Here is a 17244-nt window from a genome sequence, read left to right as displayed (position 1 = left end):
GTTGTCTCCGCTTTGTCGGTTTTGTATGGACAAGCATAGCCGCCGACCGCGCCCGCCGGCTCATGATTTTATCGATACCTGCTATTCACCGTTCGAATGCGGCCGCGGCGGCGGACCATCGACCAGACCGAGCGACCATTCGATGGCCTGCGTGTACATGCGCGCGATATCCGGATCCCTGAACGCTTCGCGGGTGTGGCCCAGGGTCGAGGCGAATACCCGCCCCTTTCCATAGGATTTGATCCATGCGACCGGGAGATCGCGGTCCGGCGGCGCTTCGTCGCCGACATCCTGCACCGTCGTTTCGTCGATGCGCAGCAGGACATCGATATCCGACCGCGACCAGTTACGCAGCGTGTACAGTTCGTCCTGCTTGACGAAACGGCCCGGCAGGAAGGCCGTTGCCGGAAACCCGCGCTGTTCGTTCAGCAGAGTGAAGGGGTGAATCGGCTGCTCCACCGTGTTGTACGGATGCCCGACCTGTTCCGCGCCGATCATGTCGATATAGTCGCGCCAGCCGTGATTCGCATCGATCCCCGCATGCATGACGACCAGCCCTTTGCCCGAACGGACGAAGTCGAGCAAGGCGCGCTTCTGGTCGGGCGCCAGTTCCCATTCCCCATCCGCGCTGGCGATCACGATGGCGTCGAAGTCGCGCAATCCTTTCGGCTGGAAACCTGCATTCATCGGCTCGCCGCCGCGGTCGCGCACCAGCGCGAAGTCGGTGCGCAGTTCGGCATCCCACAGGCCGGTGCCTTCACCCCAGGCGAAGACGCTGGCCATGGCCGTCGAAATCGAATCGTGCTGGAACTTCCTGGCGCCGCCGAGCACCAGCACCTGCTTCTTCGATGGAGAGCGCGGGCCGGTCTTCAGGTGTGCGAAATAGTGCTCGATCGATTCGCCCGGCGCCGGTCCCGGCCGGCCTCAGAAATACGGATGCGGATTGCGCGCGTTCACCTTCGGATCCATCACCTGGAAGGCATCCCAGTGCTCGACGATCTTGCCATCCTTCAGGCGGAACACTTCGACCACGGCGGCGCCCATGCCCGGGCCCAGGCTGCCGCGGAAATGGACCGCCGCCATGTCGCCGTCGACGAGGATGTGCTTGACCTCGAAGTGCGCCGCGGGGTTCTTCAGCAGGCCTTCGATTTCGGCGATCGCCGCCTCCCTGCCGTCGGCGATGTTCGGATTGTGCTGGACCAGGTCCGCAGCAGCGTAGGCCTCGTAGGCCTTGCGCACCTGTTTCTGTCCGTAGGCCGTATCGACGAAGGCGCGCATGGCGGCGCGGTTGGTGTCGTCCGGATCGGCGGCATGGGCGGCGCCGGCAGCCGTCGGTGCGGCCAGCAGTGCAGCCAGCAGTGCGGCGCCGGGCAGCAGGCCCGCGAGCTTGTTTTGGTATGGCATGCTTGTTCCCCTTCGTGTTCAGGAATGGCGCTGCGTGTCCTCGCCGTCGTCGCAACAGACGCCGGCCCACTCGAGCCAGGTGCACAGCGGATTGGCGCGGGACAGCACGACGCCGCAGAAGGTGGCGACGCCGCCGAGCAAGACAGTGATTTGAAGCGCCGTGGTCGAGCCAACGATGGTCATGAGCGCCGGCATGGCTGTCATACCCCCGGTTGCGGACGCGCCATGCGCCCGGCGCGGACGTGCAGCAGGCAGGCCCCGACCGCGCAGGCGGCCGAGATCAGGCCGAAGGCCAGGAAGGCGCCCTGCAGGTTGCCGACCGAGCTGCGCATCAGGTTGACCACCGCCGGCGACAGGAACTGGGCCACGAAGAAGGAGCTCGCCCACCAGCCCATGCCGCGGCCGCGGTGCTCGAACGAGAATTTGCTCTGGGCCCAGGCGATCAGGGCCGGCACGATGATCCCGTTGGCCAGCTGCTGGACGAAGGCGAAGCCGAGCGCCACCTTGTAGTCGGGCGCCAGGCCGATGCCGGACAGGCCGATCGCGTAGCCGAGGAAGACCAGGAAGATCTGGGCGCCGGCGCCGAAGCGCGTGGTCAGCTTGAACAGGATCGCGCCCAGCGGCACGCCGATGCTCGGCAGGGCCATCGACAGGCCGATCTTTTCCGGATCGCTCACCCCGAGTTCCTTCAGCAGCACCGAGAAATTGATGACCTGGACATAGTAGATCGTCGACAGCAGCACGGTCACGCCGGCCACCATGAAGGCGATCGTATAGGGAAACGGCGTCGCCGCGGCCGCCTGGCTCGCGAGGCTGCCCTTCTGGCGCGGCGCCGGCTCGAACAGGAAGGCCAGGCTGGCCAGCAGGATCGGGATCGCGACGGCGTACACGAGGAAGGGCCACTGCCAGCCCTGCGCGGCCAGGAAGCCGGAACTGGCCATGGTCAGGGTGCCCAGCACCGAGCCGACCACGCCCTGCAGCATCAGCCAGCGGTGGCGTTCCTTTTCTTCGAAGTAGTCGGCCAGCAGCGTGTTCACCACGGTCAGCACGCCGGCCTCGCCGATGCCGATCACGACGCGTCCCGCCACCACCGCCCAGAAGTTATCGATGGCAAAGGGGACCAGGCCACCGGCGCCGTAGAAGGCCATGGCCCACAACAGCAAGGGACGGCGCCCGAAACGGTCCGCGATCGCTCCGGCGCTCGGCGCCAGCAAGGCGATGCAGGCGCTGGGGGCGGTGATCAGGAGCGGCACCATCAAGGCCGGATTCGGTACGTCGCGGAAGTGGCCCAGCAGGGTCGGCAGGGTCGGCGCGAGGGCAATGATCGCCATCACCGGCAGGAAGCCGGAAATCACCAGGATCCAGCCCTGGCGCCAGTCCGCCTTGCGTTGTTCGGGGGTGCTGCGCATTGCATGTCTCCTTGTCGTGGCCGCGGCGTGGCGCCGCATCCTGTCTTACGCAGGAACTAGAACCAGAATTATGATAATGTCGTCTTGCGGTTTTCCAAAGCGAAAAATCATGCCTTGTGGCTGATTCGGTGGATAGCTGCCATCCACCGGATGAATAGGCGGTCGTGGCGTTCCGGGCTCAGCGCGCGGGTACGAAGCGGAGATAGGCCAGCATCATGTCGCCCAGGTCTTCCAGCAGGTCGGTCCAGCTGCTGGCTTCGCCCATGCCGCCGACACTGTCCAGGCCAAGGAAGCGGGCCTGGGAAGCATAGATGAGCTGCATGCTCGCCGAGATCGCCCGCTCCGGGTTCGGATGCAGGATCTCGCTGCGGCAGGCCTCGACCAGGCGGCTGAACTTGGCATGGTTCTCCTGCGCCGACTTGCGTCCGGCGGCGGCGATCGCCTCGTCGGCCGAACTGCGCAGCATGAAGGAACGCAGCACGCTGGCGTTTTCCATGAGCAGCCGGCCGAGCCCTGCCACCACGGCGGGAACGACCTCGGCCAGTCCATGCGCCCGTTCGGCGATGCGCTGCGCCTCGTCGGCGAACTGCTCGCCCAGGCGTTCCAGGAACTGTACCTGCACGGCGCGCAGCAACTCGTCCTTGCCGGTCACGCGGCCGTACAGCGCGCCCGTGGAGACGCCGGCGCGGTTGCAGATTTCCGCCAGCGTGATCTGGTCATAAGGACGTTCGCGGCACAACTCGATGGTCGCCTCGATGATGCGTTCGAACGATTGCCGGCTGCGTCCCTGTTTGGGCGCCCGGACATGGGCAGTAGCGCTCTGCATGAAGGTCGTCAGGGACATGAAGTGATCGAAAGCGCCGATTATACGGAAACTTCCGATTGCTTATGGCTGCGCGCGAAGGCCGCCGCCGGCTTCACCACCTGCTCGGCCAGCAGCCTGAGGCTGGCCTCGACCTGGGCATCCAGGCAGGCGCCCTGCGCATCGAACAGCTTCACGCCGGCCGTGTTTAGGGTCACGCCCAGTGGCGTCGGCCAGCCGCGCAGCGCGTGCACGATCGAGCGCAGCGCGCCCAGCGTCGTATTGCAGCCCTGCCAGCCGGCCGCCGTCACGATGCAGCCGACCGGCATGCCGTCCAGGTAGACGCGCTCGTCGCCGCGGGTGTCTTCCAGCAGGTCGATCGCGTTTTTCACGAGACCCGACACGCCGCCGTGGTAGCCGGGCGACGCGAAGATCACGGCATCGGCCTGGCGCACGGCCTCGACGATGGCCTGCTGGGCCGGGCTGCGCTCGCGCTGCTCGGGCGAATACACGTCGAGGGTGCTGAGGGCTTCGCCGCCGAACAGCTGGGTGCGGGCGCCCATCTCCTCGGCGAAGCGCAGCGCCGTGCGCAGCGCGCTTTCGGTGCTCGATCCGGGGCGGGTGGTCCCGCCGATGCCGACGATGAAGGGGCGCGCACGGTCGGCGGCGAAGTTGGTGTCCATGGCGTTCATGAGGTTCTCCATTCGAAAGCTCGTATCAGTTGGAAGCGGCTGCGGGGCCGCCGGGAATCAGGTGTACGGCGAGCGGCAGGTCGTCGCTGGCGCGGCCGATCAGCAGGCTGACGCTGCCTGCCGGATCGGTCCAGCCGCCGTCCCACACCTGCAGGCGCCGGCGCGCGACGGGAATGCGGAGCGCGCGCTGCTCGCCGGGCGCCAGCCAGGCCTTGTCGAAGCCGACCAGCGTCAGCTCGGGTTCGGCGCGATAGACCTGCACGACCTCGGCGCCGGGCCTGCGGCCGGTATTGCGGACCAGGACCGTGACGGTCCAGCCGTCCGCGCCATCCGGTTCGACCGTCGCAGCTTCCAGCGCGAAGCCGGTGTAGCCGAAGCCGCTGCCGAAAGCCTGGCGCGGGGCGACACCGTTCACCGCCAGGCCGCGGTAGCCGACCCGGGTGCCCTCGGCATAGCGCAGGTCGCCGTTGGCGTCGGGCTGCAGCGAAAGCGCCGGGTAGTCGGCATCCTCGCGCGCGATCGTGACCGGCATCCGTCCGCCCGGCTCGCGGTCGCCGGCCAGCACCTGGGCCAGCGCGGGGCCGAACTCCTCGCCCGGATACCAGCAATGCAGGACGGCCCGGGCCAGGCTGTCCCAGCGCGTGTCGAAGGCATGGCCGACGTTGGTCACGATGACGGTATTCGGATTCGCCGCGCACACCTGTTCGATCAGTGCGAGCTGCTCTTCCGGCAGGCGGGTATCGATCCGGTCCTTGCTCTCGACGCTGGCGTCCGAGGTCTCGCCGACCACCAGCACGACGGCGTCGGCCGCGCGCGCGGCAGCGACGGCGCGCTCCAGCATCGCTTCATTGCTGTCCGGGCCGCGCACGCCGTACCACAGGCCCTGGCAGCGCGCGGCCGTGTAGCGCAGCTCGACCACGACCTCGACTTCCTGGCCGGCGCGCAGCGCCACCAGCACGCTGTCGGCGTCGCCGCTCTTCAAACGGCCCATGACGTCGCCGGGCGCGAGCTGCTCGTCGCGCCGGAACACTTCAGCGCCGCCCACCAGCAGGCGCAGCGCGCCGGTGCCGCCGACATAGAAGCGATGCGGGCCGCTGGCTTGCGCGGTGTAGACGCCGCTGGCGCGCGTCGCCGCATCCTTCTGGAGGGCGCCGGCCGGATGCACGCCGTGGAACCAGGTCAGAGAATTCGTATCGCGGGTTTCGCTCAGCAGCGGTGCGCCCGCGCAGGCCGGGTTGTCGAAATAGTCGAGCGTCATGCCGCGGGTGCAGCCATCGTCCAGCGCGCGTGCGGGACGCGCAGCCATGCGCGGCAGTTTCGGCTGCGGATCGACGCCCGGCTCGTAGGCGACGATGGTGTCGCCGAAGCGTTCGCGCAGCGCGTCGATCGGCAGGACGGCGTCGGGACGCACGGCGATCTTGGCGAAGGTCCCGCCCTGGAAACAGGGTGCGCTGGCGTTCGGACCGATGACGGCGATGCGCCCGAAGCGCAGCGGGTCCAGCGGCAGGAGCGCATCTTCGTTGCGCACCAGCGTGAACCCGGCGGCGGCGGCTTCGACCAGCAGCGCGCTGGCCTCGGCGGCAGGCAGCGGCTCGCCCTTGTCCACGCCGAAGCGGCGCGCGGTCGCGGCGACGCGGCCGGCCGCATCGTGCAGGCGCGCGATGTCCACTTGCCCTTCGGCGACCGCGGCGGCGCTGTGCGCGCCCAGGTAGCGCGCGGGGCCCGGCATTTCGAGGTCCAGGCCGCCATTCAGCGAACCGAGCGTCGAGTGGGTGCCGAACCAGTCGCTCATGAACACGCCCTGGAACTTCCACTCGGCCTTGGCGACGTCCTGGATGATCTTGCCGGCTTCGGCGCACCACGCCCCATTGACCTTGTTATAGGCGGTCAGCATGCCGGCGCAGCCGGCCTGCGCCGCCATCTCGAAGGGCTGCAGGTAGACTTCGCGCAGGGTGCGCGCATCCACCACCGCATTCATCCGGTCGCGCGCCGTCTCGCTGTCGTTGCAGACCAGGTGCTTGGCCACGGCGCCCGTGCCAACCGACTGGCAGCCCTGGATCCAGGCTGCGCCGAGGACGCCGCACAGCAGCGGATCTTCGGAAAAGTACTCGAACGCGCGTCCGGCCAGCGGGCTGCGCGCGAGGTTCAGGTTCGGCGCCAGCATCAGGTCCACCTTGCGGCGGATCGCTTCGCCACCGACCAGGCGCCCTACCCTTTGCAGCAGCGCCTTGTCCCAGCTCGCGCCCAGCGCAACGGGGGCCGGCGTCAGCAGCGAGATATCGCGCTCGTCGATGCGCGGTCCGGCCACGCCCATCGGCCCATCCGCCATCGCCAGCGCGGGAATGCCGGCGTCCGGCATCGCCGCCGTCGACCACATCGAGGCGCCCGCCGTCAGCGTCGCCATCTCGTTCGCGTTCAATTCAATCGTCACTGCGCGTCTCCTCCGTGGCTCTTCATGCTTATTTGAAGGCCGGCATCACGCGCTCGGCAAGCAGTCGCAGGGTCTGGTTGGCATAGGCCAGGCGCTGTTCGGTCAAGGGTCCGGTGACGGTGCCGCACAGGATGTTGCCGATGCCGAGCTGCTGGTAGGCGCGCAGCTTGTCGATCACGGTGTCCGGGCTGCCGTACAGGCACCAGGTGGCCATCCACTCCTCGGTCAGCGCGCTGTTGGTGCGGTCGGTCTTCTTGTTCGCCTCGTCGGCTTCGGCCTTGGCGTTGAAGGCGGCTTCGCGGTCCACCGCTTCCTGGTAGGAGGTGAGGATCTCCAGCACTTCCGCGCGCGCCTGCTCGTCGGTTTCGGCCAGGTGCACGCACTGGTAGCTGTGGGTGGTCCAGGACAGCGCATCGGCCACGGTCTCGTCGGAATGGCCGGCGGCCAGCAGTTGCTCGTGGTACTTCGAGAAATACTTCTTCACGTGCGTGAGCGGTTCCAGGCCGCCGATCTGCGGCGGGGTGAAGGCCGGAATGAAGGCCGGCCAGCCGTTCACGGCGGCGCGGGTGGCGCTCGCCTCCTTCATCGCCACCGGCATCAGGCGTGCATGCTTCTGGCCATAGGGGCTGGGCGCGATGCGCTGCAGCACGCGGCCCTTGTGGAAGCCGTCCAGCTCGATCGCATCGTCTTCCATGCGCTTGTTCCACAGCGCTTCCGCCGCCGCCAGGTTTTCCTCGGCGATGCGGCCCGCATCCTTGTAGTTGACGCCGAAGCCGATCATCTCTTCCGGCGTCGTACCCGAGCCGACGCCCACCAGCAGCTTGCCCTTGGTCAGGTGGTCGAGGATGTTGATGCGCTCGACGAAGCGGATCGGGTGGTGCAGCGGCACGGTGGTGACGGAAAAGCCGAAGTGCATGTCCGGCAGCTTGGCCGCCAGATAGGACGCGAACATGAAGCTGTCGCTGGCGACCGGCATGTAGCCGTTGAAATGGTGGTCCGGCAGGAAGATCGCATCGAAGCCGAGCTTGCCCGCCAGCAGCGCGTGCTGCTCGAGGTCGACGATCAGCTGGCGGTCGGCGTCCGGCGTCATGGTGCGGGCATTGAGGAATACGGAGAAGCGCATGCTAGTTCCTTCAGGAAAGTTCTGGAAAGACCGGTAAATGCAGGCCGGCGGGTCAAATCATAATCATAATTACGATTATATTAGTGCTGCTTTTTGGGTCGGTCAACTCTTTTTAGCGGCAACAAAAAACCCGCTGCCTCAAAGAGACAGCGGGCCGATGGGCGCGTTTTCTTTCAGGGCCGGATCAGACGATACCGCTGCTGCTCGCCCCTGCCCTGGCCGGACGCGCCTCGGCGACGCGGCCACGGTAGCCGCTCGCGCGGTAGCAGGCCACCGGATCGGTCGCGGCGCCGGCGCGCACGCGCGCCATCGCCAGGATCGGGCCGACGTCGGTGCGGAAGGCCTGCTTCAGGGTCTGGGCCGCCTGCAAGGCGTCATTGGCTTCCTGGAAGCCGGCCAGGGCGACGCGGTCGACCAGGGCTGCCTGCACGTAGGCGCGCTGCACTTCGACCGCGCTGCTCATGAGGCTTTCGATCGGGTCCGTCACATTGTGCGACTGGTCCAGCATGTAGCTCGGCTTGAAGGCGGCGCCCTCGCGGCGGGCCGCATCGGCCAATTCGTTAAAGACCAGGAACAGCTGGAAGGGGTTGATCGAGCCGGAGTCGAGGTCGTCGTCGCCGTACTTGCTGTCGTTGAAGTGGAAGCCGCCCAGCTTGCCGAACTGGGCCAGGCGCGCGACGATCATCTCGATGTTGGTGTTCGGCGCATGGTGGCCGAGGTCGACCAGGCATTTGGCTTTCGGCCCCAGCGCAGTGGCGCAGGCGAAGCTGGTGCCCCAGTCGGCGATGGTGGTGGCATAGAAGGCCGGTTCGAACAGCTTGTGCTCGATCATCACGGTCCAGTCTTCCGGCAGCGCGGCGTAGATCTGGCGCATGCTGTCCAGGTAGCGCTCGAGCGCGCCGCGCAGGTTGTGCTGGCCCGGGAAATTGGCGCCATCGCCGACCCAGACCGTCAGCGAGGTCGAGCCCAGGGCCTTGCCCAGTTCGATGCATTCGATGTTGTGGGCCACGGCCTGGGCGCGGACGGCGGCGCTGCCGTTGGTCAGGCTGCCGAACTTGTAGCTCTGCTCCTGCCCGGGCTGGTCCTGGAAGGTGTTCGAGTTGACGGCGTCGAAGCCCAGGCCCAACGCCCCGGCGGCCTGGCGCAGCTCGGCGGCGTCGGTCGGCCGGTCCCAGGGGAAGTGCAGCGACACGGCCGGGGTGGCGGCGGTCAGCTGGTGGATCACGCCGCAGTCGTCCATCTTCTCGAACACGTTGCGCGGCTCGCCACGGCCCGGGAAGCGCGCGAAGCGGGTGCCGCCGGTGCCCACGCCCCAGCTGGGCACGGCCACGGCGAAGCGCTGCGCCTGCGCCGTCAATGTCTCGATATCCGTGCCGCGGCGCGCCAACATGCCGCCCAGGGCATCGTAGTCGGCTTGCAGTTGCGATTGCAGCCTGGCGTTGTGGTCGGCCACCAGGCCGGTGTCGATGAGGGTCGTCATTCATGTCTCCTTGTTCTTGTTCGCGCTGCTGTCAGCGGGTGAAGGCGGCCGCGTTGCCCGCATCGACATTCAGCACATTGCCGGTGCTCTTGGCCGACTTGCTGCTGGCGAAGAAGTACACGGCTTCGGCGATATCTTCCGGCAGGACGCCCAGCTTCAGCATGCTGCGCTTGCGGTAGAACTCCTCGACGTCGTCGGCGTCGATCTTGTTGGAAGCGGCGCGCTCTTCCTTCCATTTGCCGTCCCAGATGCGCGACCCGCGGATCACGGCGTCCGGGTTGACCGTATTGACGCGGATGCCGTGTTCGGCGCCTTCCAGCGCGATGCAGCGGGCCAGGTGCAGTTCCGCGGCCTTGGCGGTGCAATAGGCCGAGGCGCCGGCGGACGCCACCAGGCCGTTCTTCGAGCCCACGAAGACGATGCTGCCGCCCAGCTTCTGCTGCTTCATGATCCGGAAGCTGTCGCGGCTGACCAGGAAGTAACCCGTCACCAGGATGTCCTGGTTGCGCTTCCAGACGTCCAGCGAAGTCTCGTCCAGCGGCGCAGCCGAGGCGATGCCGGCGTTCGACACCAGCAGGTCGATGCCGCCGAAGCGCAGCGCGGTCGCCGCCAGGATTCCGGCCACCTGCTCTTCGCTGGTGATGTTGGCCTGCACGGCAGCGACGGCATCCTTGCCGCCGGCCTTGGCCAGGTTTTCCCTGGCCTGCTCGAGCGCTTCGGCATCGATATCGGTCAGCATCACGCAGGCGCCTTCCTGCAGCAGCTGGCGCGCGCAAGCCTGGCCGATGCCGCCGGCGCCGCCGGTCACCAGGGCGATCTTGCCGGCCAGGCTCTTCGGCTTGGGCATGCGCTGCAGCTTGGCTTCCTCGAGCAGCCAGTATTCGATGTCGAAGGCTTCCTGTTCCGGCAGCCCGACGTAGGTATCGACGCCGTTGGCGCCGCGCATGACGTTGATGGCGTTGACGTAGAACTCGCCGGCGATGCGTGCGGTGGCCTTGTCCTTTGCGAAGGACAGCATGCCCACGCCCGGGATCAGGTAAATGACCGGGTTGGCGTCACGGACGGCCGGGCTGGTGGCACGCTTGCAGCGCTCGTAGTACGCGGTGTAGTCGGCGCGATAAGCCTCCAGGGCGGCGTCCAGGCCGGCGATGGTCGCGTCCAGGTCCGGCTTGGCCGGATCGAAATCGACGACCAGCGGACGGATCTTGGTGCGCAGGAAGTGGTCGGGGCAGGAGGTGCCCAGCGCGGCCAGCGGCGCGAGCTGCTGCGAATTGACGAACTCCAGTACGGTGTCGGAATCGTCGAAGTGGCCGAGCTTCAGCTCGTCCTTCGAGATCTTCCCGCGCAGCAGAGGCATCAACGCGGCGGCGATGGCCTGGCGCTGCTCGGCCGGCAGGGCCTGGTGCCTGGCGCCGCCGAAATGCTCGCCCTTGATATTCGCGCTCAGCCAGTCTTCGGCGCGCTTGATGATCGCCAGCGTCGTTTCGTAGCATGCGCGGGCAGAGTCGCCCCAGGTGAACAGGCCGTGGCCTTCCAGGATGATGCCCTTCAGCTGCGGCTGTTCGCTCGACAGCTTTTCCAGCTTCAGGCCCAGGTCGTAGCCCGGGCGCTGCCACGGCAGCCAGCCGAGCTCCCCTTCGAAGATCTGCTCGGTCAGCGCGCGGCTGTTCTTGCAGGCGGCAATCGCGATCACCGAATCCGGGTGCATGTGGTCGACATGCTTCCTGGCGATGTAGGCGTGCAGCGGCGTATCGATGCTGGCGGCGCGCGGGTTCAGGTTGAAGGTGCAGTGCGGCAGGTAGGCGACCATCTCGTCTTCGCGCTCGAGACCGTGGTATTTGCCTTTCAGCGCATTCAGCTTGTCCATGTACAGGGTCGAGAAGCCGTCCAGCTTGATGCTGCCCAGGTCCCCGCCCGAGCCCTTGACCCACAGGACCTCGACCTGCTCGCCGCTCAGCGGATCGGCCATCATGACCTTGGCGGAGGTATTGCCGCCACCGAAGTTGGTAATGCGCAGATCGGCGCCCAGCAGGTTGGAACGGTACAGCAGGAGTTCCGGTTCGCTCAAGGTTGACGCAAGCTGATCGTCCCAGCGCGACGTGATCGGTTCCTTCTGCTTCGTTTCGCTCATTGCGCCCATCAAAGTCTCCACGTGTTGTCTGCTATCGCTCTATAGCAAGGTTGATACCGAAGTGCTGCCTAAAAATAGTAGAAAGCAGCGGGGCAAACCGTGTCAACGGCTCGAGCGGTCAAAACGTCGGCAATCAGGAAATAATCATCCAAATGATTGGTTCGACGGGATGTGCAGGCCGAGGGCGCGAAATAATCATCTGAATGATTCGTTTGGCGATTGACCCTGAGCGAATGTGTCACTAATCTCTTCAGGAAATACAGGCCGTGCAAAAAGAAAAGCGGCATTCGGAGGAGACACGATGGTGAATCACAACCGCCGCAAGCGTTTGCTGAAGTTGCTTGCTGAGCACCAGTCCGTCACGGTCGCCCAGTTCGTCGGCTGGCTCGGCGCCTCGCCGGCAACCGTGCGGCGGGACATCAACTGGCTGGCGGACCGCAAGCTGCTGGCGCGCACGCGGGGCGGCGCGCAGCACGTGACGCCGAAGACGGAAGCGTATCCGCTGTCGAGCGAGACATTTCAGCACAACATACTCTGCCGCACCGCCGACAAGCGCGCCATCGCGCGGCATGCGGCCGCGATGTGCGAGGACGGGGAAACGATCATCATCAATGGCGGCACCACCACCTTCATGATGGCCGAGTTCCTCGCCGAAAAGCGCCTCAAGATCCTGACCAATTCCTTCATGATGGCCGAGCGCCTGCTGGTGTCGAGCCAGAACGAAATCATCGTGCCCGGCGGTACGATCTATCGCGAACAGAACGTCATCCTCTCCCCCTTCGACAACGACATCACCCAGCATCACTACGCCAGCAAGATGTTCATGAGCGTGCATGGACTGTCCCTGCTTGGCCTGATGGAAGCGGATCCGGTGCTGATCCAGGCCGAAAAACGCCTCATCAGCCAGACCGAAGAGCTGGTGGTCCTGGCCGACAGCTCCAAGTTCAAGCGCACCGCCGGCCTGATCCTGTGCGGCCTGGACAAGGTCTCGTGCGTCATCACCGACACCGGCGCGCCCGACAAGGCGGTGCAGATGCTCGAACAGGTGGGCGTCAAGGTCGTCACGGTAGCGCCGGACCAGATGGCGGCGGACGGCGAAGGCCAATCGCTGGACCGGGAATACGAACGCGCATCCACTGAGTTTTTCGACAGCGAGGCCTTACTTTGAAGATCACACGCATCCTGCTCGCGATGGCAGCCTTCGGCGTCCTGTCCAGCCTTGCCGCTTGCGAGAAAAAGCCCGAGAAGACCCGCATCGCCATGGTGGTAAAAAGCCTTGGCAACGGTTTCTTCGACGCCGCCCACACGGGCGCCGACGAGGCGGCCAGGCAGATCGGCGGCGTGGAAGTGATCTACACCGGCCCGACCACGCCGAGCGCCGAAGGCCAGATCGAGATCGTCAATTCCCTGATCAGCCAGAAGGTCGACGCCATCGTGATCTCCGCGAACGATCCGAACGCCCTGGTGCCGATCGCGAAAAAGGCGATGCGGCGCGGGATCAAGGTGCTGTCCTTCGACAGCGGCCTGGCGCCCGAAGGCCGCCTGATGCAGCTGAACCCTTCCAACGCCGAGTTGATCGGCGAGAAGCTGATCCAGATGGCCGCCGGGCAGGCGGGCGGCGAAGGCGAGATTGCCATCCTGTCGGCATCGGCCCAGGCCACCAACCAGAACCTCTGGATCGGCGTGATGAAGCAGGTGCTCGCACGTCCCGAATACGACAGGCTCAAGCTGGTGGCCACGGTGTACGGCGACGACCAGTCCGACAAGAGCTACCGCGAGGCGATCGGCCTGCTGCGCAGCCATCCGCGGCTGAAGGCGATCATCGCCCCGACCACCGTCGGCATCGTCGCCGCGGCCAAGGCCGTGGTCGACGAGAAGATGGTCGGCAAGGTCTACGTGACCGGGCTGGGCCTGCCGTCCGAGATGGCGGGCCACGTCAGGAGCGGCGCGGTGAAGGAGTTCGCGATCTGGAACCCGATCGACCTGGGCTATGCCGCCACCTATGCGGCCGCGGAATTCGTCAAGGGCCAGGCCGAGGCCAAGCCAGGCGCCAGCGTCCCGGTCGGGCGCCTGGGCAAGCTCACGCTCGACGGCAAGGGCGAAGCGGCGCTCGCGCCGCCGTTCACCTACAACGCGGAAAACGTCGAGAAGTTCGCGAAGCTGTTCTGACGACAGCATCCTCACAATCGGTCCAGCCAATCGTATGCAAGTCAAACACAGTCAAACGCCGGTGCTGCAGCTCACAGGGATCAGCAAGCGCTTCAACGGCATCCATGCCCTGAACGGCATGAACCTCAACGTCCGCGCCGGCGAAGTCATGGCCCTGATCGGCGAGAACGGGGCCGGCAAATCGACCCTGGTCAAGACGCTGACGGGCATCCACCAGCCGGACGCCGGCATCATCGCGCTGGACGGCGCACCGGTCTCCTTCGCCAGCCCGCAAGAGGCGATGGCCGCCGGGATCACCGCCGTGCACCAGGAGACCGTGATGTTCGACGAGCTGTCGGTCGCCGAGAACATCTACGTGGGACGCCAGCCGTGCAGCCCCTTCATCCGGGGAATGGCGCAGCGGGTCGACTGGCAGCGCATGGAAGCCGAGGCCGAGGCCCTGTTCGCGCGCCTGGAAGTCGACTTGCCGGTGCGCGCCCGCGTGAAAGACCTGTCGGTGGCCCAGCGCCACTTCGTGGAGATCGCGCGCGCCCTGTCGCAGGACGCACGGGTAGTCATCATGGACGAGCCGACCGCCGCCCTGTCGCAGCGCGAGATCCGCGAACTGTACCGCATCATCGGACAGCTCAAGGCCAGGGGGACGGCGGTCATCTTCATCTCGCACAAGTTCGACGAGATCTTCGAGGTCGCCGACCGCTATACGGTACTGCGCGACGGGAACTTCGTGGCCGAGGGGCTGCTCGGCGAGATCACCGAGTCCGAACTGGTCGCCCTGATGGTCGGCCGCGCCGTGCACCAGGCCTATCCGAAGGAGGCGGCCGAGATCGGCGGCCCGCTGCTGGAAGTCGAGAACCTGTGCCACCCGACCGAGTTCGACGGCGTCGGTTTCACCCTGCGCCGCGGCGAGATCCTGGGCTTCTATGGCCTGGTCGGCGCCGGGCGCTCCGAAGTGATGCAGGCCCTGTTCGGCATGACCGCCGACGTGCGCGGCAAAGTGCGCCTGGAAGGCCGGGAGATGCGGATCGCCAGCCCCGCGGACGCGATCGCCCAGGGCATCGCCTACGTGCCGGAAGACCGCCAGCACCACGGCGCGCACCTGTCGATGCCGATCATGCACAACATCACGCTGCCCATCCTGTCGCGCATCGGCTTCTTCCTGCGTGGCGGCAGGCAGGCAAGCGAGGCCGCGATCGCCCGTCATTTTTCCGAACAGCTCGAGCTGAAGGCCAGCCACCTGACCCAGCAGGTGGCCGAACTCTCGGGCGGCAACCAGCAGAAGGTCGTGCTCGGCAAATGGCTTGCCACCGAGCCGAAAGTGATCATCCTCGACGAACCGACCAAAGGCATCGACATCGGCTCCAAGGCCGCCGTGCACCGCTTCATCGGCCAGCTGGTCACCCGCGGGCTGTCGGTGATCCTGGTGTCCTCGGAGCTGCCCGAGGTGCTCGGCATGGCCGACCGGATCGTGGTCATGCACCACGGCCGTGTACAGCGCGTGTTCGAACGCGACGAGGCCAGCCCGGAGCGGGTGGTGGCGGCGGCGTCCGGTATCGAACTGGTCGAAGAGGCAACCGAGCAATGAGCGGAGGACCGATGAAGCTGCTGAAGCAACGCGAGCCCCTGCTCGCCCTCATGATCGTCGCGCTGGTCGGCCTGGTCGGCCTGCGCGCGCCGGTCTTCCTGGCCCCGGCCTCGCTGGCCAACCTGGTCACCGACAGCACCCTGCTGGTGATGCTCGCGCTCACCCAGATGCTGGTGATCGTCACCCGCGGCGTCGACCTCTCGGTGGCGTCCAACCTGGCGCTGTCGGGCATGGTGGCGGCGATGCTGGCCTCGCGCAACCCCGGCCTGCCGCTGGTGCTGGCGATGCTGGCGGCGGTGCTGGTCGGCCTGGCCCTCGGCCTGGTCAACGGCTGGCTGATCGGCTACCTGCAACTGCCGCCGATCGTCATCACGCTGGGCACCATGAGCGTCTACCGCGGCCTGGTGTTCGTGCTCTCGGGCGGCGCCTGGGTGTCGGCGCACCAGATGCCCCAGGATTTCATCGCCTTCCCGCTGACGCGCCTGCTCGGCCTGCCGCACCTGGTATGGATCGCCGCGGCGACGCTGGCGCTGACGGCCTGGCTGGCGCGCTACACCCGCTTCGGCCGCGACCTGTACGCGATCGGCAACGCGCCCCAGTGCGCCGCCTACATCGGCATCCCGAGCGCGCGCCGCCTGCTGTGGACCTACGGCCTGTCCGGCCTGGTCGCCGGCCTGTGCGGCTACCTGTGGGTGGCGCGCTATGCGGTGGCGTATACCGAGATCGCCTACGGCTTCGAATTCACCGTGATCGCCGCCTGCGTGATCGGGGGCGTCAGCATCGCCGGCGGCATCGGCTCGGTCGCGGGCGCGGTGCTGGGCGCGCTGTTCCTGTCCGTGATCGGCAACGCGCTGCCGGTGCTGCAGGTCTCGCCCTTCTGGCAGAGCGCCCTCACCGGCCTGGTGATCCTTGCGGCCGTGCTGATCAACGCCCGCGGCAACCGGCATCGCAGCCGCCAGATCCTTCCCCTCCATACATCCGACATGAAGAGCGCGGCATGAATCCGATCCTCCTGACGCCGCACGAGAAAACCTCGCGCTACGCCATCCTCGACCGCGAGGCCCCGCGGCTGAAAACCGTCCTGGGCCGCTGGGAGAGCCTGCTGGCCGTGCTGCTGGTGGCGGTGTTCGTCGCCGACAGCATCGCCCTGCCACACTTCCTGGACCTCGAAAACCTTCTGGACGGCACTTCCAACTTCAGCGAGAAGGCCTTGATCGCCCTGCCGATGGCCCTGCTGATCATCTGCCGCGAGATCGACATCTCGGTGGCCGGCACGCTGGCGCTATCCTCGGTGGCGATGGGTCTCGCCAAGGCCGCCGGGCTGCCGCCCGCATCACTGCTCCCGGTCGCGCTGGCCACCGGCGGCGCCTGCGGGTTCCTGAACGGCTTGCTGGTCACACGCTTCGCCCTGCCGTCGATCGTGGTCACCATCGGCACCGTCTCGCTGTACCGCGGCCTCGCCAGCGTCGTACTGGGCGACAAGGCCTACACCGGCTACCCGCAGCTGATGGCCGACTGGGGCCAGGGCTACTTCTTCGACATCGTGCCGCGCGAGTTCGTGGTGCTGCTGGCCTTCGCGGTGCTGTTCGCGGTGCTGCTGCACGCCACGGCCTGGGGCCGCCGCATCTATGCGATCGGCAGCAATCCCGACGCCGCGCGCTTCTCCGGCATCGCGGTCGACCGCTACCGCCTGGCCCTGTTCGTGCTGACCGGCGCCATGGCCGGCCTGGCCGCCTTCCTGCTGACCGGACGGATCGGCAGCACCCGTCCCAACATCGCCACCGGCTGGGAACTCGAGATCATCACCATGGTGATCCTGGGCGGCGTGAGCATCGCCGGCGGCGTCGGCAGCATCGGCGGCGTGCTGCTGGCCGTGCTCACGATCGGCACGCTGACCTATGGCCTGTCGCTGGCCAACATCCCCGGCATCTACATGACCATCACGATCGGGGTGCTGCTGCTGGTGACCATTGCCATGCCGCGCCTGCTGCGCGGGCGCCCGACGCGGCAATGAGGGCGGC

15 protein-coding genes are annotated in these 17244 nt (G+C 66.9%); 5 read left to right on the top strand and 10 right to left on the bottom strand.

Annotated features, from left to right (window positions below; translation table 11 throughout):
• Nucleotides 1-81 precede the first annotated feature (81 nt).
• From AM586_RS17400 to AM586_RS17360, 10 genes are all read right to left on the bottom strand, one after another.
• Complete coding sequence (locus tag AM586_RS17400) at nucleotides 82-837, bottom strand: ThuA domain-containing protein (protein WP_229411297.1); 756 nt, start codon at nucleotides 835-837, stop codon at nucleotides 82-84.
• An 87-nt stretch (nucleotides 838-924) separates the two neighbouring features.
• Entirely contained in the window at nucleotides 925-1404 is a 480-nt protein-coding gene (locus AM586_RS17395; RefSeq protein ID WP_052234499.1) for a nuclear transport factor 2 family protein, read from the bottom strand.
• A gap of 18 nt (nucleotides 1405-1422) precedes the next feature.
• A complete protein-coding gene (locus AM586_RS28180) occupies nucleotides 1423-1587 on the bottom strand; it encodes a hypothetical protein (protein WP_156328282.1) in 165 nt (54 codons plus the stop codon).
• Between the two features lie 17 nt (nucleotides 1588-1604).
• Complete coding sequence (locus AM586_RS17390) at nucleotides 1605-2813, bottom strand: MFS transporter (protein WP_047826961.1); 1209 nt, start codon at nucleotides 2811-2813, stop codon at nucleotides 1605-1607.
• Between the two features lie 178 nt (nucleotides 2814-2991).
• Complete coding sequence (locus AM586_RS17385; protein WP_052234500.1) at nucleotides 2992-3657, bottom strand: TetR/AcrR family transcriptional regulator; 666 nt, start codon at nucleotides 3655-3657, stop codon at nucleotides 2992-2994.
• 20 nt (nucleotides 3658-3677) lie between these two features.
• Complete coding sequence (locus tag AM586_RS17380; protein ID WP_047826962.1) at nucleotides 3678-4307, bottom strand: NADPH-dependent FMN reductase; 630 nt, start codon at nucleotides 4305-4307, stop codon at nucleotides 3678-3680.
• Between the two features lie 25 nt (nucleotides 4308-4332).
• On the bottom strand, nucleotides 4333-6738 hold the full coding sequence (locus AM586_RS17375) for a glycoside hydrolase family 3 C-terminal domain-containing protein (RefSeq protein ID WP_229411298.1): 2406 nt from the start codon (nucleotides 6736-6738) through the stop codon (nucleotides 4333-4335).
• Between the two features lie 28 nt (nucleotides 6739-6766).
• Nucleotides 6767-7861, bottom strand: a complete 1095-nt coding sequence (locus AM586_RS17370; protein ID WP_047826963.1) for an LLM class flavin-dependent oxidoreductase — start codon at nucleotides 7859-7861, stop codon at nucleotides 6767-6769.
• A 184-nt stretch (nucleotides 7862-8045) separates the two neighbouring features.
• Nucleotides 8046-9341, bottom strand: a complete 1296-nt coding sequence (gene rhaI / locus AM586_RS17365; protein WP_047826964.1) for an L-rhamnose catabolism isomerase — start codon at nucleotides 9339-9341, stop codon at nucleotides 8046-8048.
• Nucleotides 9342-9372: 31 nt separating this feature from the next.
• Nucleotides 9373-11481 carry a bifunctional rhamnulose-1-phosphate aldolase/short-chain dehydrogenase gene (locus AM586_RS17360; RefSeq protein WP_047826965.1) on the bottom strand — a complete coding sequence of 703 codons (2109 nt, stop codon included), beginning with the start codon at nucleotides 11479-11481 and terminating at the stop codon, nucleotides 9373-9375.
• Nucleotides 11482-11773: 292 nt separating this feature from the next.
• On the opposite strand from AM586_RS17360, the gene AM586_RS17355 reads away from it, so the two are divergent.
• From AM586_RS17355 to AM586_RS17335, 5 genes are read left to right on the top strand one after another with little or no spacing between them, the layout of a single operon-like run.
• Nucleotides 11774-12640 carry a DeoR/GlpR family DNA-binding transcription regulator gene (locus AM586_RS17355; protein ID WP_047826966.1) on the top strand — a complete coding sequence of 289 codons (867 nt, stop codon included), beginning with the start codon at nucleotides 11774-11776 and terminating at the stop codon, nucleotides 12638-12640.
• Complete coding sequence (gene rhaS / locus AM586_RS17350) at nucleotides 12637-13641, top strand: rhamnose ABC transporter substrate-binding protein (RefSeq protein WP_229411299.1); 1005 nt, start codon at nucleotides 12637-12639, stop codon at nucleotides 13639-13641. The genes AM586_RS17355 and rhaS overlap by 4 nt, the downstream gene beginning before the upstream one ends.
• Before the next feature lie 34 nt (nucleotides 13642-13675).
• Nucleotides 13676-15223, top strand: coding sequence for a sugar ABC transporter ATP-binding protein (locus tag AM586_RS17345; protein WP_047826967.1), 1548 nt, complete (start codon nucleotides 13676-13678; stop codon nucleotides 15221-15223).
• Between the two features lie 11 nt (nucleotides 15224-15234).
• Nucleotides 15235-16224 (top strand): ABC transporter permease, encoded by a 990-nt coding sequence (locus AM586_RS17340; protein WP_047826968.1) that lies wholly within the window; start codon nucleotides 15235-15237, stop codon nucleotides 16222-16224.
• Nucleotides 16221-17237: an ABC transporter permease gene (locus tag AM586_RS17335; protein WP_047826969.1), complete on the top strand. Its 1017-nt coding sequence runs from the start codon at nucleotides 16221-16223 to the stop codon at nucleotides 17235-17237. Before AM586_RS17340 ends, AM586_RS17335 begins: the two co-directional genes overlap by 4 nt.
• The last annotated feature ends 7 nt before the right edge of the window (nucleotides 17238-17244 follow it).

Source organism: Massilia sp. WG5, from assembly GCF_001412595.2.
Lineage (GTDB): Bacteria > Pseudomonadota > Gammaproteobacteria > Burkholderiales > Burkholderiaceae_D > Telluria.
Note: the sequence above shows the minus strand (reverse complement) of the source record. Positions and strands in the feature narration are given on the sequence as shown.

What these genes read in the sequence shown, in the direction of transcription:
- AM586_RS17395 (WP_052234499.1), bottom strand. Translation starts at nt 1,404, where the DNA reads ATGCCATACCAAAACAAGCTCGCGGGCCTGCTGCCCGGCGCCGCACTG.
- AM586_RS28180 (WP_156328282.1), bottom strand. Translation starts at nt 1,587, where the DNA reads ATGACCATCGTTGGCTCGACCACGGCGCTTCAAATCACTGTCTTGCTC.
- AM586_RS17390 (WP_047826961.1), bottom strand. Translation starts at nt 2,813, where the DNA reads ATGCGCAGCACCCCCGAACAACGCAAGGCGGACTGGCGCCAGGGCTGG.
- AM586_RS17385 (WP_052234500.1), bottom strand. Translation starts at nt 3,657, where the DNA reads ATGTCCCTGACGACCTTCATGCAGAGCGCTACTGCCCATGTCCGGGCG.
- AM586_RS17380 (WP_047826962.1), bottom strand. Translation starts at nt 4,307, where the DNA reads ATGAACGCCATGGACACCAACTTCGCCGCCGACCGTGCGCGCCCCTTC.
- AM586_RS17370 (WP_047826963.1), bottom strand. Translation starts at nt 7,861, where the DNA reads ATGCGCTTCTCCGTATTCCTCAATGCCCGCACCATGACGCCGGACGCC.
- rhaI (WP_047826964.1), bottom strand. Translation starts at nt 9,341, where the DNA reads ATGACGACCCTCATCGACACCGGCCTGGTGGCCGACCACAACGCCAGG.
- AM586_RS17360 (WP_047826965.1), bottom strand. Translation starts at nt 11,481, where the DNA reads ATGGGCGCAATGAGCGAAACGAAGCAGAAGGAACCGATCACGTCGCGC.
- AM586_RS17355 (WP_047826966.1), top strand. Translation starts at nt 11,774, where the DNA reads ATGGTGAATCACAACCGCCGCAAGCGTTTGCTGAAGTTGCTTGCTGAG.
- AM586_RS17345 (WP_047826967.1), top strand. Translation starts at nt 13,676, where the DNA reads ATGCAAGTCAAACACAGTCAAACGCCGGTGCTGCAGCTCACAGGGATC.
- AM586_RS17340 (WP_047826968.1), top strand. Translation starts at nt 15,235, where the DNA reads ATGAAGCTGCTGAAGCAACGCGAGCCCCTGCTCGCCCTCATGATCGTC.
- AM586_RS17335 (WP_047826969.1), top strand. Translation starts at nt 16,221, where the DNA reads ATGAATCCGATCCTCCTGACGCCGCACGAGAAAACCTCGCGCTACGCC.